At 61.3% G+C, this 21,442-nt stretch carries 38 protein-coding genes; 2 read left to right on the forward strand and 36 right to left on the reverse strand.

Features of this window, described 5'->3' with window-relative positions:
- Positions 1 to 20: 20 nt before the first annotated feature.
- From terL to shn_RS13850, 26 genes are all read right to left on the reverse strand, one after another.
- The gene (terL, locus tag shn_RS13740; RefSeq protein ID WP_064330911.1) at positions 21 to 1,676 is read right to left on the reverse strand and encodes a phage terminase large subunit; all 1,656 of its coding nucleotides are present in this window, start codon (positions 1,674 to 1,676) and stop codon (positions 21 to 23) included.
- The gene (locus shn_RS13745) at positions 1,673 to 2,176 is read right to left on the reverse strand and encodes a DUF1804 family protein (protein WP_064330912.1); all 504 of its coding nucleotides are present in this window, start codon (positions 2,174 to 2,176) and stop codon (positions 1,673 to 1,675) included. Before shn_RS13745 ends, terL begins: the two co-directional genes overlap by 4 nt.
- The gene (locus shn_RS13750) at positions 2,166 to 2,411 is read right to left on the reverse strand and encodes a hemolysin XhlA family protein (RefSeq protein ID WP_064330913.1); all 246 of its coding nucleotides are present in this window, start codon (positions 2,409 to 2,411) and stop codon (positions 2,166 to 2,168) included. The genes shn_RS13745 and shn_RS13750 overlap by 11 nt, the downstream gene beginning before the upstream one ends.
- On the reverse strand, positions 2,408 to 2,572 hold the full coding sequence (locus shn_RS36405; RefSeq protein WP_168168909.1) for a hypothetical protein: 165 nt from the start codon (positions 2,570 to 2,572) through the stop codon (positions 2,408 to 2,410). The genes shn_RS13750 and shn_RS36405 overlap by 4 nt, the downstream gene beginning before the upstream one ends.
- Before the next feature lie 37 nt (positions 2,573 to 2,609).
- Positions 2,610 to 2,957 carry a hypothetical protein gene (locus shn_RS13755; protein WP_064330914.1) on the reverse strand — a complete coding sequence of 116 codons (348 nt, stop codon included), beginning with the start codon at positions 2,955 to 2,957 and terminating at the stop codon, positions 2,610 to 2,612.
- On the reverse strand, positions 2,954 to 4,012 hold the full coding sequence (locus shn_RS36800) for a peptidoglycan-binding domain-containing protein (protein ID WP_064330915.1): 1,059 nt from the start codon (positions 4,010 to 4,012) through the stop codon (positions 2,954 to 2,956). Before shn_RS36800 ends, shn_RS13755 begins: the two co-directional genes overlap by 4 nt.
- 72 nt (positions 4,013 to 4,084) lie before the next feature.
- Positions 4,085 to 4,459 carry a hypothetical protein gene (locus shn_RS13765; protein ID WP_064330916.1) on the reverse strand — a complete coding sequence of 125 codons (375 nt, stop codon included), beginning with the start codon at positions 4,457 to 4,459 and terminating at the stop codon, positions 4,085 to 4,087.
- Positions 4,456 to 4,902, reverse strand: a complete 447-nt coding sequence (locus shn_RS13770) for a regulatory protein GemA (protein WP_064330917.1) — start codon at positions 4,900 to 4,902, stop codon at positions 4,456 to 4,458. The genes shn_RS13765 and shn_RS13770 overlap by 4 nt, the downstream gene beginning before the upstream one ends.
- Positions 4,899 to 5,183, reverse strand: coding sequence for a hypothetical protein (locus shn_RS35825; protein ID WP_145925926.1), 285 nt, complete (start codon positions 5,181 to 5,183; stop codon positions 4,899 to 4,901). The genes shn_RS13770 and shn_RS35825 overlap by 4 nt, the downstream gene beginning before the upstream one ends.
- Positions 5,176 to 5,433 (reverse strand): hypothetical protein, encoded by a 258-nt coding sequence (locus tag shn_RS35830; protein WP_145925927.1) that lies wholly within the window; start codon positions 5,431 to 5,433, stop codon positions 5,176 to 5,178. The genes shn_RS35825 and shn_RS35830 overlap by 8 nt, the downstream gene beginning before the upstream one ends.
- The gene (locus shn_RS13780) at positions 5,430 to 5,885 is read right to left on the reverse strand and encodes a hypothetical protein (RefSeq protein WP_064330919.1); all 456 of its coding nucleotides are present in this window, start codon (positions 5,883 to 5,885) and stop codon (positions 5,430 to 5,432) included. Before shn_RS13780 ends, shn_RS35830 begins: the two co-directional genes overlap by 4 nt.
- Positions 5,882 to 6,355 carry a hypothetical protein gene (locus tag shn_RS13785; protein ID WP_064330920.1) on the reverse strand — a complete coding sequence of 158 codons (474 nt, stop codon included), beginning with the start codon at positions 6,353 to 6,355 and terminating at the stop codon, positions 5,882 to 5,884. The genes shn_RS13780 and shn_RS13785 overlap by 4 nt, the downstream gene beginning before the upstream one ends.
- Positions 6,352 to 6,852 (reverse strand): hypothetical protein, encoded by a 501-nt coding sequence (locus shn_RS13790; protein WP_145925928.1) that lies wholly within the window; start codon positions 6,850 to 6,852, stop codon positions 6,352 to 6,354. The genes shn_RS13785 and shn_RS13790 overlap by 4 nt, the downstream gene beginning before the upstream one ends.
- On the reverse strand, positions 6,809 to 7,558 hold the full coding sequence (locus shn_RS13795) for a DUF3164 family protein (protein ID WP_084438000.1): 750 nt from the start codon (positions 7,556 to 7,558) through the stop codon (positions 6,809 to 6,811). Before shn_RS13795 ends, shn_RS13790 begins: the two co-directional genes overlap by 44 nt.
- A 20-nt stretch (positions 7,559 to 7,578) precedes the next feature.
- Positions 7,579 to 7,827: a hypothetical protein gene (locus shn_RS13800; RefSeq protein ID WP_064330922.1), complete on the reverse strand. Its 249-nt coding sequence runs from the start codon at positions 7,825 to 7,827 to the stop codon at positions 7,579 to 7,581.
- On the reverse strand, positions 7,824 to 8,042 hold the full coding sequence (locus tag shn_RS13805; RefSeq protein WP_064330923.1) for a hypothetical protein: 219 nt from the start codon (positions 8,040 to 8,042) through the stop codon (positions 7,824 to 7,826). The genes shn_RS13800 and shn_RS13805 overlap by 4 nt, the downstream gene beginning before the upstream one ends.
- The gene (locus shn_RS13810; RefSeq protein WP_064330924.1) at positions 8,032 to 8,424 is read right to left on the reverse strand and encodes a hypothetical protein; all 393 of its coding nucleotides are present in this window, start codon (positions 8,422 to 8,424) and stop codon (positions 8,032 to 8,034) included. Before shn_RS13810 ends, shn_RS13805 begins: the two co-directional genes overlap by 11 nt.
- Positions 8,409 to 9,008 carry a hypothetical protein gene (locus shn_RS13815; protein ID WP_145925929.1) on the reverse strand — a complete coding sequence of 200 codons (600 nt, stop codon included), beginning with the start codon at positions 9,006 to 9,008 and terminating at the stop codon, positions 8,409 to 8,411. Before shn_RS13815 ends, shn_RS13810 begins: the two co-directional genes overlap by 16 nt.
- Complete coding sequence (locus shn_RS13820) at positions 9,005 to 9,772, reverse strand: AAA family ATPase (protein ID WP_064330925.1); 768 nt, start codon at positions 9,770 to 9,772, stop codon at positions 9,005 to 9,007. The genes shn_RS13815 and shn_RS13820 overlap by 4 nt, the downstream gene beginning before the upstream one ends.
- A gap of 26 nt (positions 9,773 to 9,798) precedes the next feature.
- The gene (locus shn_RS13825; RefSeq protein ID WP_064330926.1) at positions 9,799 to 12,069 is read right to left on the reverse strand and encodes a Mu transposase C-terminal domain-containing protein; all 2,271 of its coding nucleotides are present in this window, start codon (positions 12,067 to 12,069) and stop codon (positions 9,799 to 9,801) included.
- Positions 12,066 to 12,533 carry a hypothetical protein gene (locus shn_RS13830; RefSeq protein WP_064330927.1) on the reverse strand — a complete coding sequence of 156 codons (468 nt, stop codon included), beginning with the start codon at positions 12,531 to 12,533 and terminating at the stop codon, positions 12,066 to 12,068. Before shn_RS13830 ends, shn_RS13825 begins: the two co-directional genes overlap by 4 nt.
- A gap of 2 nt (positions 12,534 to 12,535) precedes the next feature.
- Entirely contained in the window at positions 12,536 to 13,519 is a 984-nt protein-coding gene (locus shn_RS13835; protein ID WP_064330928.1) for a ParB N-terminal domain-containing protein, read from the reverse strand.
- Between the two features lie 125 nt (positions 13,520 to 13,644).
- On the reverse strand, positions 13,645 to 14,271 hold the full coding sequence (locus shn_RS13840) for a hypothetical protein (RefSeq protein WP_064330929.1): 627 nt from the start codon (positions 14,269 to 14,271) through the stop codon (positions 13,645 to 13,647).
- Positions 14,268 to 14,420 (reverse strand): hypothetical protein, encoded by a 153-nt coding sequence (locus shn_RS36420; protein ID WP_168168910.1) that lies wholly within the window; start codon positions 14,418 to 14,420, stop codon positions 14,268 to 14,270. Before shn_RS36420 ends, shn_RS13840 begins: the two co-directional genes overlap by 4 nt.
- Positions 14,417 to 14,725, reverse strand: coding sequence for a hypothetical protein (locus shn_RS13845; protein WP_064330930.1), 309 nt, complete (start codon positions 14,723 to 14,725; stop codon positions 14,417 to 14,419). Before shn_RS13845 ends, shn_RS36420 begins: the two co-directional genes overlap by 4 nt.
- Positions 14,722 to 15,024 carry a helix-turn-helix domain-containing protein gene (locus shn_RS13850; RefSeq protein WP_064330931.1) on the reverse strand — a complete coding sequence of 101 codons (303 nt, stop codon included), beginning with the start codon at positions 15,022 to 15,024 and terminating at the stop codon, positions 14,722 to 14,724. Before shn_RS13850 ends, shn_RS13845 begins: the two co-directional genes overlap by 4 nt.
- A 153-nt stretch (positions 15,025 to 15,177) precedes the next feature.
- Here shn_RS13850 and shn_RS13855 point away from each other — a divergent pair, with 153 nt between their 5' ends.
- Together shn_RS13855 and shn_RS13860 are read left to right on the forward strand one after the other, a co-directional pair.
- Positions 15,178 to 15,705, forward strand: coding sequence for a helix-turn-helix transcriptional regulator (locus tag shn_RS13855; RefSeq protein WP_145925930.1), 528 nt, complete (start codon positions 15,178 to 15,180; stop codon positions 15,703 to 15,705).
- 128 nt (positions 15,706 to 15,833) lie between these two features.
- Positions 15,834 to 16,181 carry a hypothetical protein gene (locus tag shn_RS13860; protein ID WP_064330932.1) on the forward strand — a complete coding sequence of 116 codons (348 nt, stop codon included), beginning with the start codon at positions 15,834 to 15,836 and terminating at the stop codon, positions 16,179 to 16,181.
- A 1,209-nt stretch (positions 16,182 to 17,390) separates the two neighbouring features.
- Here shn_RS13860 and shn_RS13870 read toward each other — a convergent pair.
- From shn_RS13870 to shn_RS13905, 10 genes are all read right to left on the reverse strand, one after another.
- Positions 17,391 to 17,618 (reverse strand): hypothetical protein, encoded by a 228-nt coding sequence (locus shn_RS13870; protein WP_064330934.1) that lies wholly within the window; start codon positions 17,616 to 17,618, stop codon positions 17,391 to 17,393.
- A gap of 235 nt (positions 17,619 to 17,853) precedes the next feature.
- Complete coding sequence (locus shn_RS35030) at positions 17,854 to 18,099, reverse strand: GcrA family cell cycle regulator (RefSeq protein WP_084438006.1); 246 nt, start codon at positions 18,097 to 18,099, stop codon at positions 17,854 to 17,856.
- Entirely contained in the window at positions 18,054 to 18,191 is a 138-nt protein-coding gene (locus tag shn_RS36425; protein WP_168168911.1) for a hypothetical protein, read from the reverse strand. The genes shn_RS35030 and shn_RS36425 overlap by 46 nt, the downstream gene beginning before the upstream one ends.
- Positions 18,188 to 18,481 carry a hypothetical protein gene (locus tag shn_RS13875; protein WP_064330935.1) on the reverse strand — a complete coding sequence of 98 codons (294 nt, stop codon included), beginning with the start codon at positions 18,479 to 18,481 and terminating at the stop codon, positions 18,188 to 18,190. Before shn_RS13875 ends, shn_RS36425 begins: the two co-directional genes overlap by 4 nt.
- Positions 18,478 to 18,759 (reverse strand): hypothetical protein, encoded by a 282-nt coding sequence (locus shn_RS13880; protein WP_064330936.1) that lies wholly within the window; start codon positions 18,757 to 18,759, stop codon positions 18,478 to 18,480. The genes shn_RS13875 and shn_RS13880 overlap by 4 nt, the downstream gene beginning before the upstream one ends.
- On the reverse strand, positions 18,756 to 19,487 hold the full coding sequence (locus shn_RS13885) for a hypothetical protein (RefSeq protein WP_064330937.1): 732 nt from the start codon (positions 19,485 to 19,487) through the stop codon (positions 18,756 to 18,758). The genes shn_RS13880 and shn_RS13885 overlap by 4 nt, the downstream gene beginning before the upstream one ends.
- A gap of 34 nt (positions 19,488 to 19,521) precedes the next feature.
- Positions 19,522 to 19,788 carry a hypothetical protein gene (locus shn_RS13890; protein ID WP_064330938.1) on the reverse strand — a complete coding sequence of 89 codons (267 nt, stop codon included), beginning with the start codon at positions 19,786 to 19,788 and terminating at the stop codon, positions 19,522 to 19,524.
- Entirely contained in the window at positions 19,789 to 20,154 is a 366-nt protein-coding gene (locus shn_RS13895; protein ID WP_064330939.1) for a hypothetical protein, read from the reverse strand.
- The gene (locus shn_RS13900) at positions 20,151 to 20,498 is read right to left on the reverse strand and encodes a hypothetical protein (RefSeq protein ID WP_064330940.1); all 348 of its coding nucleotides are present in this window, start codon (positions 20,496 to 20,498) and stop codon (positions 20,151 to 20,153) included. The genes shn_RS13895 and shn_RS13900 overlap by 4 nt, the downstream gene beginning before the upstream one ends.
- Positions 20,498 to 20,797, reverse strand: a complete 300-nt coding sequence (locus tag shn_RS13905; protein WP_064330941.1) for a hypothetical protein — start codon at positions 20,795 to 20,797, stop codon at positions 20,498 to 20,500. The genes shn_RS13900 and shn_RS13905 overlap by 1 nt, the downstream gene beginning before the upstream one ends.
- Positions 20,798 to 21,442 lie beyond the last annotated feature (645 nt).

The raw sequence follows: 21,442 nt of genomic DNA on the forward strand, positions 1-21,442 counted from the left end.
CTTCTTCTGTTTCCTTCGGCTCACAGGCGATAGTCTCCAAGTCTCTCGCCACCCGAAGCGGAGGCGGTCATGACGCCCGAGCCAGCGCCGGGCGAACCGGCCCGGCCACCGGCATAGATCAGTGTGTTCTGCCAGAGCATGTCGAGTGCATCCGGTCCGTCGTCATGATCGGCATCGGGCCATTGCTGCAGTTGGTCGATCAAGGTTTGCTGGGTGGTGTTGAGGCGGATGAGGCCGGCGGCGACAGGCGGCTGAAGGCGCTCGATGCGCAAATCCTTGTCGGCGTTCGGAATGATCGGCACGGCGGAAATGCCAACGCCGAGCTTCGCCGCTTCGGTCATGAGCGTCGTGCGCAGGAATTCCTGAAACTGGACCGATTCAACGAACCAGAGGAGGCAACGATACTGACGCTGGAAGGCGATGATATCGGAGATGATGACATCCGGCAGGCGGCGGCGGATCGACGCCTCGACCACATCCATATTGCCGGTCAGCCGGTTGAAGCCACCGATCAGGATGGCGGACGGGTCGCGGCCCTTGCCCTTTTTCCCCAACGACGGGTCGACCGCCCCGAAGTAAATCAGGCCGGGATCCCGGAAGGTCCAGAAGGTCAATTTGCTGAAGGGGCTTCCGGCATTGATGGGCTTGTTCTGGTACTCGGTTGCGAAGCTGTCATGGTCGGCGGCGCGTTCGAACATGAGCCAGATGAGCGGCTGCATCGCCGGCCAATTGACCACTGCGCCTTCGTCCATCTCCGCCTTGTGCGCATTGTAGAACGCGCGGGCAGCGTCTTCGCCGTCATTGTTGTAGACCTCCTCGAATTTGTCCCAGAGGTCCATGCGATCGGGAAAGCGGATGATCGCCTGGAACTCGGCAACGCGCCAGACCGGGGATTTCGATGCGCGGACCAGGACGGCGTCATAATGCAGGACCGTCCCAACCCAGATCACGTCCATGGTCCCGTCGGGCGGGCCGACCTTCAGGGCGGCACGCTTGATCCACGTCTCCAGCTTTTTACGCTGATCGGGCGAACGCACCTGTTCGTCGTTTTCCAAGTCGTCGAAGAACATGAGGTCAGGACGATAGGGGCCATGGCGACGGCCGCGCAGCTTCTGACCAGCGCCTAGACCCTCGACGCGGATGTTGTTCGCCGTGACGATCTCGCTTTCGCGCCAGACACGACCCTGACCAGTCGCGTGGGGGAAATCGTTAGAAAGCCGAGGGTTTTCCGTCAGCTCGGCCTTGATCGCCTCGATCAGGAGCGCGGCCTGCGCATAGACGTCGCAGACCTCCAGAATATAGCGCTTATGGTCGAGGCAGATGCAGTAGAGCGCAAAGCCGAGGGAAAGGTGGGTGGACTTTGATGAGCCGCGCGGCGCGACGAACAAATCCCGCACGCCCTTCTTACTGGCAAGGATGTCCGGCACGCGGCCGAAAATCTCGCGATGGAAAAGGCTGTGCTCGCCCTTCACATAGTGCGGAAGGTAGGTTTCCAGAAAGAACTGAAAGCCGCCGGGGCCGCGAACGGTTGCGAGGCGTTCGGCCTTCGCCTTCGCATCGGCCGGAAAGGCAGTGACGGACAGGTCCACCCATCGCGCCAGTTCGTCGGCCTTCCCCGAAATCCATTCGAGGAAGTCCTTTTCGCTGACCTTGGCTTTCAGGCTCGGCCGCTTCATGACGTGAAGGCGCTCGCGATCCGGTCGCCGAACGGGACAAGGATTTCCTGCACGACGGAAATGTGCTGCGGGAACTGCTCCTGGACGAACTCGATCAGATGATTGACGACGGACTGCGCCACGCCCAGCTCGGAAATCTTCGGCGCGAGCTTGCCGGCCGAGGCCGTGACCTTCACCATGGCATCGCCGAGGGCGACCATGTGCTTGATCTTCTGATCGATCGACAGGTCTTTGTTGTTCTTGACCTCGTCCAGCAGGGCCTGCGCCATGATGACGAAATCCTCGACGACGGAGGAAACCACCGTGTCGAGACCTTCACCCGCGATCACGGCAGCCGAGCGCGCCATGTCCCAGTCGTCGCCGTCTTCCTTCGCGGCCTTCTTCCACCGGCCGATCGTCGTCTGCGCCACATTGAGCGTCAGCGCGATCGTGCTGAGCGACATGCGGCGGTAGACATAATCCGCCCGCGCCTTCCGGCGCTGATCACCATCAGAGGCCATTCAAGCCTCCCTTCAAGACAAAGGCCGCGAACGCGCCGATAACGGCCGTGACGAATATCCAAACGATGCGGCTGATATTGTTGTCGATCTTGATGAGCGATGACTGGATGACGGACATGCGTTCCCCTGAGACCGCTTCGTTGCGTTCGAGCACCGTGACGCGATTGTCCATTTCATCGAGCCTGTCGTGCGCCTTCTCGATGCGGGCATGCAGATGGGTGGCGGGATCGGTCACTGCGCAGAGAGCCTTTCGATGTCCTGGTACTGGTTGACGACGCGGCCGTGCTTGCGGGTGCATTCGGCAAGAGCCAACCGTTGCCGGCCGATCTCGGCCTGCGCGACGGCGTTGTCTTTAACGCCGGGATCGACGCAAGCCGCCTTGTCTTCGGCAGACAACGGCGGCACGGGGCGGATGGCGGGAACGGGAACCTTGCTACCGGATAGCGCGCAGCCTGCGAGCATCGTCGGGAGTAAGACGGCAAGAATTGTCAGCAGTAGAGAACGCATTTTCGAGATCATCGACCTGTTCGCGAAGGATGGAGATGGCGGCGGCATCGGTGGTGGCGCGTTCGACGGCTGCGGCGGAAACCTTGCGCATGGCGTCGATGTCCTTGCGCAACTGTGCGTTTTCGCCCGCCAGCGCGGCGGCATTGCACAACGCCGTCGCATCCTTCCGCCCGGTCATGTACGCGCCGAGGATCACCGCACCGGCGAATACGACGAGCAGGCCGACGATCGGCAGGAGATCGACGCCCAGCAGCGACAGCAGCCACTTTTTCATGCCGTCTTCCCGGTGCGGTGATCCTCGGCGCGCGCCTTTCCGGCCCGGATGGCCTGCCAGACGATGATTGCGCCGCCGATCAGGATCGCTCCGCCGATCCACGGGCCAAGCCGGGTCACCGCGTCACCGAAGACCCCGGCATAACCGGTCATCTGCGATACGACGCCGGACGCCTGCTCGACGACGGACAGTGCGCCCCCGGCCGCAAAGAGCCCGCCGACCGCGCCGTTGTTGAGGGAAGCCTGCGCGATGCGGCTTCCGCTGCTGGCAAGACTGGAGACGGTGGCGGCGGCGCGCTTCTCGGAGACCGGGCGCGGCTTGGCGTCCTTCAACGCCTCGCGCGAGGCCGGCCCGAAGACGCCGTCCGTTTCGAGATGATTGTCGGCCTGGAATGCCAGCACGGCCGAACGGGTCCGCTCGCCGAAGTGGCCGTCCACCGCTCCGGGGAAATAGCCGAGGTCCGTCAGACGGCGCTGAAGGTCCATGACGGCGCTGTTGTGGTTTCCGTAGCGGAGCGTCGAGACGACGGAAGGCGTAAGCACTTCCAGCGGCGTGTCGGCGGGAAGCACGGGCGCCTCCAGCGTCTTGAAGCCGGCAAGCACCTTCGAGCGCGCCAGTTTACCGGCACGATCGAGCGAAAGAACCGCCTTGTAGTCGAAGACCGGGCAGGCCTTGTTGGCGACTTCACGGTGACCGTGGAAGGTCACCCGGCCGTCATAAGCCTCGTTGATCTGATGGCAGAGCGTGAGGAGCGAGCGGAACTGCGCTTCGGTGAACTTGTCGACGGCAAGGCCGTGAAGGCAGATGGCGATCGTGCCGGTATTGTGGCCTTCCTGGGCGGCCGGCACCTTTTCGAGATCACGGCCCTTTTCGATCAGGCCGGACTTGCGGATGAAAAGGTGGTATCCGACGCCGGCCCAGCCGCGCTGCTTGTGCCACTGGTCCATCGTGGCGACATTGTCGTGTTCCGGGCGATCGGATGCGGAACAATGCAGGAAAACCCGCGTTACGGGGCGGCGCGGTTTGCTGAAAACATAAATGCCGGTGGTGGACATGAGACCTCGCAACAAAAATATGCGAGGACCGTAGAACAGCCGGGGAAATGCATCGCCCGGACATATGTCCGGTCACGTCCCGAATAGATCGCCTTGGCGAGGTTTGTCCTGATTGGCAACGCGTCGGACGTGGCGCTGGGAAATCCCGAGGATACGGGCGATTTCCTCACGGTTCTTGCCTACGGCCTGGAGCGCAAGCACATCTGACTTTGCGCCCTTCTTGCGGTTCGGCACATAGATCGCGTTGCCGCCGAGCATCCTGCATAGCGCATACCCATCCTCTCTGCCAAGAGCGCGAATGAACGGATGGGTTTCGTCCGGGTGCTTTGGCACCGGCACCTCAATGCCGGCATACTCCTGAAGCAGCTTCAACGCCACGCGCAGACCAAGCGTCTCGGCGACGTCGATCAGCGATGCGGGAACGCCATCAAGAGGGTGGGCCGTCATCGTGCAGCGGCCTTCCCGCGATTTTCCATCGCCTTCAGTGCTGAGATGACCGGGTCGGCCTGCTCCTTCGACAGGAAATCGACGTCCACCGCGATCTTGTCGTCATGAGGCGCGACGAACTTCTTGCAGAAGCGGTTCAGAGCCTTGACCGAACTGTCATCTATAACGCCGTAGCGAGCGCAGCTCTTCCAGAGCGCATGGATGTACCGGCAATGTGGACGGTTGGCGGCGGGCCGGATTTTGTCCAGCTTCGCAGCCATTTTCTTGCCGGGACGCACGACGAAGCCGCATCGTTTCAGTTCGTCAACGATGGAAATCCGCTGGCGTTCGGTCATCGCCCGCAACGAATTGATGCCGGTCACGCGAACATAGAGAGCCCGCATCTCCTGCTCATCCATGCCGAGCTGGGTACGGGCAACGTTGATAACCGCGATGGTGTTCATCGGGAATGTCCCTCGCAAGAACCTGTGCGCACAAGCGTACCGACGACTTCTTCGCCAAGGCCCCGTCCGAATGCGACCCGCTCGGCCTCGGCTCCGGAACGTGCAACGATCAGGCCACCGTAAAGGCGGCGGTTCAGGCGCAGGTCTGTGACGAAGACGAGCCGACGTGCCGCAAGCAAATTGATAACTTCGACCGGCGCACCGTGCAGATCATCGAACAGGATGCCGTCCGCGATCGGGCGGGTCGGGTGGATACGGACGGATGCGAGACGATCACTCATGGCCGGCTCCGCCCGTTCCTGTGGTGGGCACCTCATCGCAATCGCGGCAGAGTTGGTGGCGAGCTTCCTTCCCGCTGCCTGTGCAGGTCGGGCATTCGGTGAGATCGGCCCAGCGGACGGTGCGCCGCTCAAAAGTGCCGTCGTTCCGGCACCATGCCGACCAGCATTCGGGGCAATAAGCGCCCTCGGTGTGTGCGTAGAACTGGCGCTTGCAGTTCGGGCAATGATCTAGGCTGCGATGAATCGTCATGCCGCTGCTCCGGCAATCGGCTGGCCGTCGAGTGCGCGCAGCACCTCCTGCTCATTGATGCAGATCGCGTGCGCCATCAGAGCCATAAGCTCGGGCTCTTCGCCGTCGCGGGTCCAGATGATCAGGCGTTTGCCACGGCCGGCGAACCAACCGGCTTCAAGGTGCGCCGACCGGCCGCACGGCAGCAGCAGGACGCATGTATCGGCCCACTCCATGCCGCGGAAGTCGTTGAGGTAGCCGCGCGAGGCGATCGGGTGCGTGGTGAGCAGGTCGCGGTACTGCTCGGCCTTCCAGCCCAGCCAGTCCGGATCGATCTCTGACCAGGCGAAACCTTTCACGCCGTTCGGTGGGTTGCGGAAATCGTAGACCTCATGGCCGGCGGAACGAAGCATGGCGACGGCGTCGGGCTGGTACGGGTTACGCCAAGAGGACGCGAGATAGATGCGGCTCATTCTTCTTCTCCGGAATTGTGGGTTTGGATGGCGTCCAGCACCTCTTGGTGCTCGCCGGGGCAGGCTTCGTCGGTGCCACTCGTTCCTATGGCGGCCCGGATCGCGGCGGCATAGGAGAGGCCAGCCCGGTTGCCGTCCCAGCGTGGTTCGACGGCCGACCCAGTCGGCGTTTCGACGATCTGGTTTCGCTCAACGATTAGAGCGGCCGCCTCGATCGCTGCACGCCAGCCGTCATTGTGGCCGACGACGTAAGCCCGCTCAGAGCGGAAGCGGGCAAGCTGTTCTCGCAGTTCCGTCAGCTCTTGCTGAACCGACTTCGGCAACGCATCGAACAGCATGGTCTCCAACTCAGCCAGTTCCTCAGCCGTGAGGTTGATCGTCTTGGTGAGACGCCGGCCGGCGCTGATTTCTAGATCGCCTTCGACGGCGGCGCGCTTTTCGAACCATTCCTTCGTGATGGGGAGCCTCATTCGGAAATTCCCTTCGATGATGGGGCGGAGCCAGCCTTCTGCCGTTCCGCATCGTGCTGTTCGCGGGCGAGCTTCAGGACGGCCGGGCCGACTTCGTCGATCGTCTCAGCGTAGAGGGTCCCCTCTTGAAACCAGTTCCAGCTGCTCCGGTAACTGGTGATCGGCGGCGGGAAATAGTGCCGTACGCATACTTCGAACCGCACAATGAAGCCGGAGCGGGAACGCACGACCAGGGCGCGCGCCCATTCGCCAACATCATCCGACATGACGGCGCTGAGTTCGGGGAGCGTCTGGAAGAGAGGGTCGGCTGGATCGTCGGCATCCTCCCACAGTTCGGTGAGCCACTCAGGCGGGTTTTCCGTATCTCCGATCATTCCAAGTGGATAGATCGCAACAACACGGGCTTCTTCTTCTAACAGGGCATCGTTGTAGGTGGCGTGGGACATGAGCGCTTTATGCCTTCGCCAGATTGATGGTGACGGCGCGAAACTCGTCATGATGGGATTTCCGCACTTTGAAGTGCAGGTACTCGCGCACCATGACAGTGCGTTCAGCATCCGAAATCGCCTGCATGGCGCGGACCCATCGCTCGTCCTTGATGTCGTATTTCCTCAGGTCCAGAATTTTCTGGCGATCGAGCTTGCCCTTTTTGTCGACCTCGAAAGCCCCTAGGACGAGGGTCTTCAGCTCCGCCGTGGCGTCGGAGGTGAGTTCGCGGAGGTATTCGTCGATCAGGGACTTGGCGATATGGATTTCGGGGCCGAACTCCATGAACTTCCCGACCTTCATTTCGACGCGCATCAGATCGTCGAAGGTCCGAAGCGTATAGTTGCCGCCCGGCCCGCCGATGGTAACGGAATATTCTTGTTCGAGGAGCGCGATGATGGACGCCATGTCCTGTTCGGTATGGCGACGGAAGCGGGTTACCTGCGCCGAGAGGTCAAGCGCATAGGCAATGATCTTTCTAACGACCTCATCCTGAAGCTGATCCTTCGGCTTGACCAGCGCCCAGTCCATCCAGCGGCCCTCGGCGTCCTGGACATGGTTGCGGCCATTGATTTCGATGAAGCTGCTGGGAGGGGAAAGCTCTTCATACTGATCGGCGGGGATCAGACGTCCGCGAATGTCCTCAATGTAGATTCTGCCGTTGACCTCGAAGCTCGGGCGGGTGGTGTTCGGTTCTGCGATGATGCAGGCTTCCATGATGAAAATCCTCGAATAGATCAGGCCGCGCCGCCATTCGGCGGGGTCGGACGGTTAAATTTGACGTGGATGACGTTGCCTTCGGCCGCGTTGGCGGGCGCGACCGTGGCGGAGGGCTGCAACTGCTCAAGCTTGAGAACCTCGCGTTCGCAAAGATCGAGCAAGGTCGTTACAGTCCCGGCATAGCCCGGATGCATGGGAATCCCGGCTATGCTGTGAAGGTGGCTAAACGCCTTCACGAGGGCGATCATGTCGGACGTCCGGATCATGCCGTGGCTCCGATCTCGAAGACGGGAGCCGGCGAAGAGATCAGCCTGCCGTCGAGCGCGACATGCGGACGGCCGGTCAGATAGAGGATGCGGTCCTCCATGTTCCGCGCCTCCATCTCGAAGGCCCGCAGCGTTAGCAGAAGGCCGGTCGGGTCGTCGTTCCTAACGCCGGACTGGACACGGTCACGCATCTGGCGAATTGCATCAGACAGCATCTTGCACCTCGTTCTGATTAGTCAGCATGAGCGGATTGAGCGGGCATCGCGCGCAGGCGCGATGGTGGCGAAGCTTGTGGGGATCGCTGATCGACATGGGAGCGGCGGCAAACGCTTGGCACTCTTCGCGGGAAATCCCAGCTCTCAGGTGCGGGCAAAGCACCTGGTCCTTGTAGAGGGCCACCACGCGGGCCGCGTATTTCGCAGACACCTTGTCGAGACGGGCCGGATATCCACCCGAGAGAAGCAGCGATAGAGAGCACCGCTTCATGCCGACGCTGGATGCGACCGCCGTGATGGTCCGACCCTTGCCGACCTCCTTGCGCAGAAGCTCGATCCACTCCGGATCGGGCAGATCGAAGAGCGTTACTTCTTTCGGCATGATACGTCCTCCCCGAGATTGTAGTCGTGGAGGGTGCCTGTCTTCGGCCGATAGGCGGGCGCGACCGGCCCGGTATCCTTCGCGAGGGAATAGCGTTTGAAACCGTTGCTGGTGACCTTCGTGCCGGGCTGGCGCGCCCGCATCTCGGTGACATAGCCCGCCAGCCGAAGCCATCGCAGGTATCGCGAGACGTTGTTGTCGGGATCTGCGTCCGCTTCCGTCGCGGCATCCGCGACGAGATCGCCGACCGTGAACTGCCGGCGCATACGCATGGATCGCCATACGCGGTCCCGGAAGGTATTGCGTACCTTCGAACGCACGGTTTTGCTATCCGGACCAATCGGCCCGGACGTGATGACCTCCCCACTCGCCGCGGCTTCAAGGCCGAGGTCAGTCAGCTGGTAGCAGCCCACCGCCATCCGGCAGAGATATTTGCGATAGGCGAGCTTTGCCGCTCCATCGGAAACCTGCCGCTTCGTCAATCCTAACGCCGCCTCCAGTTCGTCGATCGTGCGGCAAGCACCATCGCCGAGATGATGCAATATGGTGGTCGGCAACGCGCCGGGGTTCAGCCTCGCCATCATGCCGCCCTCGGGAGCATGATCGGCTTGCCGGAGCTGCGATCGTTCATGATCATCTGCCCCGCCATGTCCGACATGGTGACGCCTTCCGGGCCGGGCTCCATGCGAAAGCCGAACCGCTCGATATGGGCGATAGCTTCAAGGATTTCGCGGTTGTAGCCGCGAGAGACCTTCCAGACGAACTCCACCAGATCGGGCGCAACTGGAACCTCGCACCGCGCGGCGATGATCGCCCGCGTGTCGTCAAGTGTCGCCGCCTCGAAGCGGACTTTGCGCGGTGCGCGGCTCTCGATCTGGGGGAAACGGCGAAGATTTTCGCGCAGCCGCCCCATGCCGACGAGGATCGTCGGGAGGAACTGGATATCCGAAATGCCCCGGATGGCTTCCATGATGGCCGGTCGGGTCGATACCAGATCGCACTCGTCGATGACCAGGCCGAACGTCTTCCCCTCGAAATCCGCCCGCGCGGCGCGTTCCGCCAGTTCCTTCAGCAGCCGCTCGTAACGCTCCTCCTTCGAGCGCGGCGGGTGGATGCTCATTTCCCGCAGAAGCGTGTTGATGAACCAGCCGTAGTCCCACCCCACCTGAGCGCGGACATAGACGCTGCCAGTCTGCGCCACCCACCGGGAAAGCGTCGTGGTCTTGCCGAGGCCGGGCTCGCCATCGACGACAACCATGCAGGCTTCCACCGCGCCGCGATCGTTGAGCGAAGTCAGCGCCCCCATGAACTTCTTAACGTTGGTGGTATCGACAATCGTATTGCGCATGCTATTTTCCTTTGCGGTTCGGGGTGTCAGGCAACGTTCCGGAGGACGTTGCGAAGGGCTTCCAGATCGATGCCTGACATTCTGAATAGTTCAGCCGACGACTGCCGGTTGAGGCAGTCGCGCAGTACGCGAACCTGATTACTCGTTAGCTTTTCCGGATTTTCGAGCGCCCATAACGCAAGCTCTTCATCGCTTGCGAAGGTGCGCCGACGCGTCTCCTCGACGGTTCCGGCAACCGTGTCGGCACCCTTGATTTCGTTGTCGATGACAAGCACCGGCCCGACCGTGATCGGCTCGCGGCCGAGATCGATGAACGGCATGGGCTGATGGTCCGCCTGCTCGATAAGGATCGGGCTGGAAAACTCGTCCTGGGCATCCCGCAGCTTATCCTCAAGCCGTTTGACACGGCCCTGGCGACGCTTCTCTTCCGCTGTCTGCTGGTATGTGCGCGGCACGTAATCGACCTTGTTGCCGGTATAGTCGGCAACGCAGACGAACCGGCCGGGCTGGCCGCTGTCACGATCGATCTCGCGCACCCAGACATAACGGGCCTGATCGAAATCGTATCCAACGACGAGCTGCTCACCGTGATAGGCTTCCAGCGCCTTGTGATAGTACTGGTTGTTGTTCCACTCGACGAGGCCGCGACGGCTACGGCGGACTTCGTATGGACGGAAGAGATCATCGACCTCCTCGGCATCGACGGGCACGGGCTCGAAACCATCGGCAACATGCAGCGCCCAGAATTCGTCGGGGGAGTAGTGGCGATAGACGCCCCTCTGATCTCGGTAACGCGGCAGGCCATCGTGCGGCTTGCTGTTATAGTCGGTGATGGCTTTCAGGCACATTTCCCGAAACTCCTCCCAGGTGGGGAGAAGGTGCGAGACCCCGAAGAGCTTGATATCCGACCGCGTGGCCTTGTGAGCGGCCTTCGCCGCTTCCTTGTCCATCTTCGCGCCGAGATATGTCGGCAGTTTCTCAGCCAGAGGGTTCCAGACCGTGCCGTTGAACCGCTCGATGATGCCCTTGGCCTGCGAATTGTAAGGCAGGGCATGCATCTTCGTGATGGACAGCCGGCCCATCAAGCCGCCTGCATCGCTATCGAAAGTCTTGTTCTTGTAGCCGGGGCCACGGTCCACGTAGAAGATGGCCGGGATGCCATGCTCGACGCAGGATTTCCGCAAAGCCTCGGTCACGGCGATGACGTTTTCCTTCAGCGCGATGGAAACGCCGACGCACTTGCGGGTCGCAACGTCGAGGATGGAGGTGATTTCGGGCTTGAAGGGCTTTTTCGAAAGCGGATGCTCGATCTCGGCGTCGAAGGTCTTGCCGTCCGCCGTGTAGATGGTGGTCGGGAAGAGGTTTTCCGTCGAGCGCTGGATATAGGCCATGCGGGAGCGAAGCGTCAGCAGCCCTTCGCGGCCCACATTGCGCTCGATGTCATTGAGCTTGTGGCGGAGCGTATAACGCACCTGCTCGATCGTGAGCGTGCTGGTCGGATTTTTTTCCTTGTAGTCCTTCAGCACCTCGGTTGCGGCCCGTTTCGAAGGCTTGCAGTAGAAGGTCAGAAACGCCTTGAATTCCTCGGAGATCGGCTCCTCTTCCTTGGTGAGCGCTGGCGCAAGCGCCGTCATGCCGCCGGCATCGCGAAGGCTGAACCATTCGTAGACGGTGGACCGCGCAATGCGAAACCTGTCACCGCAACGGTCATTGGCCAGCCGCAAGGTATCGACGAGCAGCCCGAAGCCCTGCGTCCCCTGCAACGGCGACGGCTGCTCTAGAAGCATACGTTCCCTATGCGTCAGGCCTTCACCGGCCTCTGCCTTCGCGAGTGCGGCGACACGCTCGGCGTGGGTTGCCTGCGCCTGGACAAATTCGAGGATGGCGCGGCGCAAGCCGACGAAGCCGCGCTCCATGCCATAACGCTCGATCGCGATCAGAATTTCCCCGCGCGCTTCCATGGCCTGGCGCTGGCGGAAACGAAGCGAGGTCACCGGCAGGGACGCCACCTTCTTCCGCTCGACTTCTTCGCGCATCTCCTGCGCGACGAGCTGCAAGGCCTTCGTCTGCCGCCCATGGATGACGTCCTGCATGACATCAGGAAGAAGAGATACGTGAAATTCTTTCCCTCCGCCGACGGCCGAGCGCTCCCGGCAAAGATTGCCGGGTAGTGACGCCCACCCCTTTTCTGAAGCGAGAGCATTGACCCCACGCTTGCTTGAGGGAAATCCTTTAACGCCGCGATCCTGTGCGATGGCGGCGAGCTCTCGGGCGCTGAACCACTCGTTAGAAATCATCGTTTTGCCTTCCTGCGCGCGGCAAGCACCTGCTTGCGCGCCTGCATTTCTTCGATGTGATCTTCCAGGAGGCGCTCTTCGATCAGCTCGGCATATTCGTCTTCGATGACCGTCAGGCCGAACTCACCCGGCACAAAGCCAAGCAGGTCTTTCGCACCCGTCGCATGGACAAGGGCGATGAATGCATCGAGCGGGATACGGTGCCCCTCCGATCCTTCGGAGGTCCACTTGTAGAGCGTTGTCGCCTCGACCTTGCGACCAAGGAAATCACTGATCTGTTGCGCCACGTCCTCGCGGCTGAGACCCTTGTCCTCGCGGGCATCCCGCAGGGCATGGGAAATGAGCCGCGCAATCTTGCTATCCAACCGCCCACGCCCGATCACGTCGGCGCTGTAGCCGATCGCCACCTTCGGGGGCTCCCAGCTGAACAGGTCTTTCGTGAGGGGATCGCGGCGGCGGGACATGGTCAGATACGTCCCCGACGCTTGAGGGAGGCGATGACGCGCTCTTCATGCTGCTGAATGACGGTATCCAGTTCATCGTCCTTCAGATCGCCGAAGAACTTGGAGAGCGTGGCAATACCCTTCTGAAGCTCGGCAAGCCGGGCGGCGTCGGACTGCGCGCTGGCGATCGACGACGCGACGGGCTGGGGCAGAGCTTCCAGCGCCTTCCGGGCGACCTCGGCCTTCCGTTCAACCGCCGTTTTCGCGATGCCGGTCTTCAGCATCTCCACGGCATCGGCCACCGTCGATGCAACCGGCGGCTCGGCCAGCACCATATCCAGCACCTTCACCTGATCGGCGGGCGACTGCTCGGACAGCTCTTTCAGGCCGGACTGATGATTGGCAAGCCGGGTTCCGGAAGCGCGTTCGCGGCTCTCGGGCGTTAGGTCCATCCAGATTTTAACGGCATCTGCGATTCTCGTGCGCGACAGGCCAATCTTCTGCGCGGCCACTTCCACGAAGCCGAAGACCTCGGATGCGCCCGGATCAGAATCCCAATTTGGGATTCTGATTTTCTCCGACTTGCGGTCGCCGCCATTCCGAGCCTCAGGATAGAGGCGCTCATGAACCTGCTTCAGTTCATAGAGGTGCTGGCAACGATCAAGTTTGTTCAACTCGACACGGCCGAGGTTCTCCATAACCTCTTCCAGTCTCGCCCCATCATCGGTCGAGGCCGTCGAAATGGTCGATGGGATGGCCTCCCATTGCAGCATGCGGAAGGCTTCAAGGCGCTTGCGGCCGGCGATCAGGCGGAAACGGTTGCCGACGACGCGAACACGGATCGGGTGCTGAAGGCCGGTGGCGGCGATGATAGAGGCGAGCGCCCTAGCCTCATCCTCATCATAGGAACGGGCTCGATCGTCGGGAATGTCGATCTCCGCGAGCGGGATATCGCGCACACCATTGGTGCGGAGATCGGGAGCGTTAGAAAATTCGGGATTGAACATGGTGTCCTGTGCGTATGTGTCTGCTGGACTGCTGCGGAGCCGCCGCGTCGGGGGCATTGAGACGGCGGCTCCGCGAGACCGCGACGGACGCAAGACCGGATCGACGCGGCAAGGGGGAACCGCGTTCAGGCGGCGTTGGAAGGATCGAGGGACGCCGCCATCTGCCGGAGCCGCGCCGCCACATTCGCGGTCGCCTGGGCGCGCACGTTCACGTTGATCCGCGCAACCTCCTCCTCGACCATCTGGCGCGTCACCAGCGCAAGAGCCGGGTCGGGCCGTTCGTCGTCAGGCTCCGGCGGCGCGATGCCAGCCTCTATAAGGCTGGAGAAGACAGTGCCGCCGAAGGTTGCGGGCGTCAGCTTTTCAAACGCAGTCTCCGCGATGGGTGACGGTCGCGCATCTTCCGACACTGGACGGGAAACTTCTTCGTCGGCTGGCTGGCGCGGCGCCCGGCCCCGTCTCGGCTTGACCGGGGCGACTTCCGCCTGAGGATCATCGGCTGGCGCTGCCGTATCCAGCGGCTCCGGGCGTTCGATCAAGCCGGCCTGAACACCGGCAAGCCAGCGCTTCACCACCGCGCGAGGGGGCGCGGAAATGCCCGCAAAAGTCAGGTCCTGCACGAAGTCACTGTAAGCCTGCACGCCATTATAGGCAGGATCGTGGGATGCATCCCAAAGTCGGGTCGCAGCCTTGACCGCCTTCGGCGGGAGCGTGGAGAAGAACGGGATATTCTCGCGATGCGTCATGGTCATTGCGCGGCTCTCCAGATGAGAATGAGGACGGTGGCGGTGCCGGCGAAATAGATGACGCCGAGCACGAAGGCCGTGATGGCCCAGAAGGCGAAGAAATCGCGGATGGAGAAGGCGACGAGGGCGCGATAGACGGCGGCAAGCGCGGTCATGTCGCACCGGCCGAAGGCAACTGCCCGGTCTCGCGGGCCATCGACAGATAGCCCGCCTTGTAAGCCCGCCAGAGCGAGAAGCCATCCAGGCCGAGGCGAGACACCTCGTCGACCTTGCCCCACCATGCATCAAACGAGCGCTCCGCCTCGGCGATCACCTCGGCCTCCGTGCGATATCCCTCGACGAGATTGCGAATGTCCGCGTCGGTGGCCCCATCTAACCAGTGCGCGACGGATCGGCCGGGCCGCTTGTAGGTGGCGCGGATGTCAAGCGATCGGAGTTTTTCGGACAGCGCGGACGTCATGCCGCCACCCGCATGTCAGACGGGGCACCCGATTTTTGACTTTCTAACGCCTCGGATTTTGCGGTATGGAAGATGCGGTTAGGTTGTATGGGGTAACGGTCGGGCCAGACGACTTCGACAGCATCACCCAGGAAGTCAGCGATCAGCAGTTCGTTCTGACGGTTCCAACGGGTCCAGATGCCGCGAAAGGTGTTGGGGTTACGGCCGTTCTCAACGGCGAAGTCGCTGAATTTGACGCCTCGGCGGCGAAACTCGGCGAGGATCGAGTGGCGGTCCCACTTGGGCTTGGCCTTTGCCATATGACTAACTCCTACAGGAAGCGGGTGGTAGCGCACCCGCTTTTTGCTCAGGGATTTGCAACATTTGCGGTTCGCCGAAGCGGGCCGCACAAATAGGGATAGACCACATTCGCGTATTAAGCAATACGCGAATGTGGTCTATCGAGTGTTCGCTTGGGAAAGCCTGAAAATGAGCCCAAAACGGCGCTTGGTGCGCGGCTGAGATTGGTGAGGCGGCAGTTCGGCGACCCTGATCGGGAGGAATTCGCAGGCACCCTACGAATCAGTAAGAACACGCTGGCTTATTATGAGCGCGGAGAGCGGACGCCGGATGCCAATGTTCTAGCAAGCTACCGAGACAGATTCGGTGTAAACATGAACTGGTTGATCACCGGTGAGGGTGACATTTTCGCCGACCTGTCAAAAGCTCCACAGATGGAAACTAAGCCGCTCGACGAGATGCTGATGCGCACGCTGGCGCAGATCGCCATCCGCGCCCATCAGCAGGCGCAACTGATCCTGCGCCACGAGGATATCGCGGTTGAAGCGGCGAGCCTCTACAATGAGCTGACGGAAAAGGCCGACGATATCGCCGATGCCGAGGAAGTCGGGCAGCTATTGCCCTGGCTGGAGGGCCGGCTGGTCAAACGCCTCGCCAAACTCAAGGCAGATCCGGCGAACACGACGAGCAAACGCGCCTGATTTGGGTAGTCAGGGGTCTGATCCTGCCATTCATTTGCGCATTACGGTCATCACCCATGGCGTGCAATGTAGCGCTCAGCTATATTTGCGGTTAAGGTAACCTCGCATGGTAAACGCTTGAGGGACCTATGGAAAAGTTACACAAGGTATTTAAGGTTTGCGGCTTCTGCACGGTGTTGATCACCGCCGGTTCCGGCACAGCTCACGCCCTGGAAGTTACGCTTGGCAAAGGGGGCGACACGGTCTTCGTTTGGCGCGATGGCGACGCAATGAGCGAAGGCTTTAAGTTGATCCAGGCTGGCGTGCATAAGTCCAACCCTATGATGGTTATCGAGTTGCTCTCTTGCGCAGTTGAGGCCGGCACGAAGGCAATCATCACAGACAGCGGCTTTGCCACCCAGACCATCCTCGTGATCGACGGCGACAACGCGGGTTGCAGAGGGGACGTGGTCACGGAGGACATAAATCGAAAGTGACGCGCGAGCTTTCAGCGTTGGATCGAGTGCTTTCCAGCAGGTTTCTAACGTTGAACCTCCACCAATCCCTTCCCACTTCAGGTTTGATGTCTCGTAGCCTACGCCGAGCCAGAAGCCCCGAGAACAAGGGCATTCAATCAAGTGAGAACAGATTGGCTGAAGTGGGCAACGATTTCCCACTTCAGCCATCATACGTTTTCTGGTCGATCACTGATATAGCGGACGATACCAGCAAAATCAGTCGAGTGACGCCGTTCCCGCGCCTCAGCAATTTCGGTCCTCCACCCGCAAACCCCACATATATGAGGCTTTCCAGCGCGTTCATGTCCTTCTGCAGCGATATGGATAGGTTTTGCTGGAATAACGCACCGTTCTGCATATGGAATGCAGCGTTTCGCCCCGATTTCCAGGGGTCTTGTGCAGGCTGTCCAGCCGCCCGCCGGAACCTCAAGAGGCGCTTTCCCCTTTAATTACGGTATCTTACCTGCACTCTAACCGGTCGCCCCTGATGTCCAGAAGGTAGTACCCCCCTACACGGCTTCCGAGAACCCCCTCCTGGGGCTGATGTCGACAACGCCCCCTCGCGCGCACGCGCGTACTGGTCCCGAAACTCATATCCCCCTCCAGATATCTATACCCCCTGACAAAACCGACATAACCGACAAAACTATTCAAGCCATTGATATTGCTTTCATAATCAGGATTTTCCGTTCTTGACAAAACCCTGACGAAACCTGACAAAACCCCCTTTCGGCCTGCCGTAGCGGGTCCGCGCCTTGAGGTTTTGCCTCAAACTGAGCCGAAACTTCCCGCCTCGCGCGCACGCGCACGCGCGTACTGGTCCGAAAACCCTCTTCCTCTCGCGTAGTGACCTCACCTAAATCGGTGCGCCTATCTACCGGGATATCGGCAGTTTCCCCGCAGGCAGGCTGTCCCGCCCGGCAGCGGCGCATTCCAATTAGGGGAAATCCCGCGCGCGTGGTGATGTACGGAAAATTGGACGCCTCGCGCGTGCGCGTACCTCTCCGAGGAACATCGGACATCGAAGCGGTGCCAGCCCCTGCACCTCCCGCGCCCGCGTGACGATGTACAGAAAATCGGTCCGGGGTGTTTTCGCGCCCGCATGTGACTGGCAGAAAATCGGGCTGGCGCTCCCTCGCGCGTGCGCGCGTACTGGTCGCAAAACTACCTCAGCCATTGGCGGAAGTGTCAGCGGGTGAGCCTGACGCGGTTGCCGCCCGTATACTCCACGTGCCTGTCATAGATGAGGCTGTCGAGCGCGTTGACAATCTGCTGTTCGGTGAAGCCGGCCGCCACCAGGGGCGGGCCGACGAGGTAAAGGTCGACCGGATTGTCTGGGGCGCAGCCTACGGCGATCAGTTCGGCCAGGACGGCTTGCTTGCAATTCTGGTGGGGTGTCTTCGGCTGGTCGGGCATTGGCATCCCTCGAAATGTGGCTGTGGGCCATATTTAGGGCAGCCTGTGCGAGTCCCCAAAAGGTGGGGCGCGGAAACCCGTCCGCAACTGAAGCTTTCTGAAGTCCAGCCCGTCGAGAAAAAATGCCTGAGCCTCAACATTTCTCAACATCGGGCTCCACTTCGGATTCAGGCGCCAAACCCCGTGGTTTCCAGCGGATGCACCGTCATAATCGTAGCAAAAACCCGAAGTGGATTCAGGTGGGGGAAGCCGGCCGAACGCGGTAGGCGAGCCGGCAATGCCTGGTGCAGTACGGCTTGGCCGTCGCCGTCCTCTCTCCGCAGAACAGATGCAGCTCGGAAGGGTTGGCATCGTTCACCGGCCATCGGCAGGCGTGGCGCTCCAGATCGGCCAGGCGGCGCGGCACCGGGGCGGCCGGCATAGCATGGACCGCACTCATGTGCGCCTCCGGGTCTTCGGGTCGATCTGGTCGACGATCCATAATCCGGCGTCGGCCACAAGCTCGCCAGCCCCGGCAATGACTTTGGCGGCTTTCAGGAGGCCGATTGCAATGAGGAGGGCAGCGAGCTTCATCGGCCTGCACCTCCCCGAAAATCGTATATCAGCGGCGGCCGCGGTGTGTCGGCGTATTCGTCGGCCCGCCTCGATGCTGCCGGCGAGGCTTCAATCAGGCGCAGCGCCTTTGCCACGCCGTCGCCCGACCATTGGCGCGTTGGCAACTCCTCCTCGTAGCCGGACCAGTCGGCATCGCCGTTTTCCTCAAGGTCGCAATCACCGTCCATCAAGTCGAGAAGACCAATCATCTCCTCGATGTGGCGCTCCAGCTCTGCGCGGCGGAAATGTTCGATGGCGAGACTTCTCATTGGCTCGATCTCCGCATTTCCTTGGCTTCCCGCTCGTTGCGCAAGGCAACGTAAAAGGCCTCACGCACCTTGTCGCTCATCGACGTGACCATGCTGGCGAGGAAGAAGAGGCGATCGGCATCTTCCGCATTGATGACAAAGCCGTCGCTCGGCGCCACGTTCTCGAAATGGTGACGGATGGAATTCGTCAACACGTCAGTCATGCTAACGGCATCGCAGATCAAACCCTCCAGGTCGTGAAACCCTGTGTCCGGTTCGATGGGGCTAAGGGTCGTCATACCGAGTCCTCCCCGCCCTCAAGGTCGCTCCACATGGATTTTGCGAGCCATAGGCTGGCGTCTAGGCGCTCTTCATTGCCGAGAGCAGCATATGCGCCAGTGACCCTGACCTTTATGGCGAGACCGGCCGGGGTTCTTGCGCGCGTCTCCGAGAGGCTGCGGGCAATCCGCCGCAACGTCCATTCCGAGGCATGGTAACTAGACAGCGCTGCCGCTAACCCGCTTGATTGAAGCGCAGTCTCCGTCGCGGCCTCAAAGCCCTTGGCGATCCGGTGCAGGCTTTTGATATGTGCGGGCATCTTCCCGTCTCTGAAATTGCGCTCCAGCTCATAGGACGTGATGACGAGATACCGGCCGCCATCCGGTGCCCTCATGTCCTCGTATCGCGGCGAGGCTGGATCACGGTAGATTTCGCCGTACCTCGGGCCGGCCAGCCGGTCATATTGCGTCTGGCTGATTTCAGGCGGCAAGACCGGTGCGATGGCTCGGAATACCGCCTGCAGTTCAGAAACGCGCTCAGCGGCTTCCGCGAAATCGGCGTGCGCGGCATCGAACTGTTTCCCAAGCGCCAGGACGTCCGGGTTCTCCTCGGGACCGTTTGCCGCGACAGCAGGTGCGGCGGCAAGAGCGGACGCCGCAGCGGCGCCGCCGACGCGGGACAGGAAGAAGCGGCGGGAAGGGTTTGCGGGCATAGCTTCGCCGGCAACCGGAACGGTTTCGTTCGGCATGGTGGTTTCTCCGATTTTCTGATGAGGTTGGCGCTTATGCGTCCGGGCGCGGATCGCCGATGGTGAGCACGAACTGGTGCTTGTCGTCGATCACGCTACGCCAAGACCGATCGGGGTGAATTTCGGCCATAGCCTCCTTGAGCGCGTCCGCATGATATCGGGCCCGCTCTGCCGCCGTGGCGACGGCGAGGAACTGGTCAACGGAAGGAGTTTCCGGTTCTGCGGCAGCTACCGCCATGGCGGCCGGCGGAATGGATACTGCAGCAATACCGCCAAGGAAGGTGCGACGGGTCGTGGTCATCTATGCGGCCTCCTGATTGCTGGCGAGCGCCAGGGCTTCGATTTCGGGGATGATGGCGGCAGGGTTGCCGCTGAACTGGTGAGCGCGGGCCTTGATGAGCAGGTCGGCGAAACAGGTGGGGCGCATCGGCGCGATGGCCTGCGCCAGATCCTCCAGCTTCTCGTAAAGCGCATTGACGTGGTGGACGGTGCGGCCGGTGACGGCGAACCGATGCGCGGACCAGGCCGAAGAGCCGTAGACCAAGCCGGCATCGGCCGCGGTGCGGTCGGCCTCATGCTGGAGCGCAGCAAGCTGAGACTGCGCGGCGCGATAGTCGACCATGAGGGCGGCGAAGGTGGCGCCGAGGCGTGCGAGTGCTTCCGTCATGCGGATGCCCTTCCTGCCGTGTCCTGCCACCGAACAACATCGGCAAGAGACGACAAGAGGCCGGCCGTTACCTCGGCGTCGAGGGTGCCGTGGTTCTCGTCTGCGAGAGCGGCAAGGAAGCTGGCCTTGGTTTTCGCTTCGTACCTCCATTTCGGCACAAACGCGGCAATCGCCACCTCCGCATCGCGAACACGCTCCCCAGCTTCGATCTGGGCCGCGAACGCGGCGGCGTGTTCCGCCGTCTCGCGCTCGGTCGCATCTGTGCGCGTCATGGCCTCGGTGAGTTCGTCCATGCGCTGCCAATAGGTGGCGAGCAGGAGATAAATCGACGTGGGCTTTTCCATTACGCTACCTCCAGTTTTGCGAGTTCCGCCGACAAGGCGGCGCGCTCGGCACCGATGCGCATGCCGAAGGGCTTGCAGTCGAGGGTGAGGATTTCGGCCTTCAGGGCGTCGATGCGGGCAACCACGGCGGCATCCAGCTTCGCCTTGGCGACCTGGGCCTTGGCATGCTTCCATTCCGCCTTGAGGCAATCACCGAAGCGGACGAGCGTGCCGCGCAGGTAGGGATTGCTGGCGACGTAGGCCACGGCGCGGCGATAATGCGCCCAGGCGGCTTTCATGATCTGCGAGAGGTTAAACATCGTTCCGTCCTTGGCTTCCTAGCGTTGAGCACTAGTTAACTATGTTCGCTAACCTAGTTATGAAAACTAGGCTTGTCAATAGCGATCTAGGTACGCTACCTAGTTAGGTATCGACAGAACGGAGAAACGCTATGCTTACAACGGGAAATCAGCTTAAGGCGGCCCGCGCCTTAGCTAGCATTGAACAGAAGGATTTGGCCGAGTTGGTCGGCGTCAATGTCAACACGATCAGGAATATGGAGAGCGCCGGGAGCGGTCCTATCGCCGGACGATCCTCAAATGTGCAGAGCGTGCAGAGGGCAATGGAAGGGCTCGGGATCGAATTCCTCAATCACGGGAACCCCGGCGTGCGCTTGGTGCGGAGTGATGGTGCGAGCGAAAAAACGTAAAAGCCCCAGGAGAGGCACCGACACCCCCCAAAATAGCCGAGACGCAACTCCGAATTGGCAGAATGCAATCGCGCATTGGTCTCGACTCTTCCGTCCAAGCAATGCAAGCTGGTATTCCGAAGCCCGGGGGAGGACAGCATGAATTGGTCGAATGACAACTGCCCGATTTGCGATGACGCCGCACGGGAAGCGGTGCCTAGAATGGACGATACGCCTGAGATTATTTGCGACCGATGCGGCCGCTATCGGATTACTG

Source organism: Shinella sp. HZN7 (assembly GCF_001652565.1).
Lineage (GTDB): Bacteria > Pseudomonadota > Alphaproteobacteria > Rhizobiales > Rhizobiaceae > Shinella > Shinella granuli.